General features: G+C 66.9%; 1 protein-coding gene. It reads left to right on the forward strand.

All coding sequences use genetic code 11. The features are described 5' to 3' along the window. Positions 1–112: 112 nt before the first annotated feature. The coding region (locus B3T77_RS15350; protein ID WP_292080684.1) for a hydroxyacylglutathione hydrolase family protein at positions 113–519 on the forward strand (407 nt) is incomplete at its 3' end.

Genomic DNA, 519 nt, shown 5'->3' on the forward strand with positions numbered 1-519 from the left:
CCGTCGCGCCAGCGCCCCGGTCGGCTCGCCGTAGAAGGTTCGAAGCTCGTCGATGCTGCGCCGCATGGCCCCACTATAGGCCTGTCGGCGGCCCTGCTGCTAGGATGGGCGCATGACCCTGGATGTGCATCTGTTTGCCTGCCGCAGCGACAACTACGGCTTTCTGATCCGCGATGCGGCAACCGGCGCGGTCGCGGCGGTCGATACGCCGGACGCGGCGCGGATTCTGGAGGAGTTGGAAGGCTTGGGCTGGGGGCGGCTGGATTTGATCCTGAACACCCACTGGCACCCCGATCACACCGAGGGCAACGCGCGGCTGAAGGCAGAATGGGCCTGCAAAATCGTCGGGCCGGAAGAGGTGCGCAAGGTCGCGCCGCTGGACCGCATGGTCGCTGACGGCGATGTGGTGATGGTGGGCGAGACGCGGTTCGAGGTCACCGAAACGCCGGGTCACACCCTCGGCCATGTGGTGTTTCATGCGCCGGCGGACGATCTGGCCTTCACCGGCGACACCCTGTT

Source organism: Brevundimonas sp. UBA7838 (genome assembly GCF_002500885.1).
GTDB lineage: Bacteria > Pseudomonadota > Alphaproteobacteria > Caulobacterales > Caulobacteraceae > Brevundimonas > Brevundimonas vesicularis_C.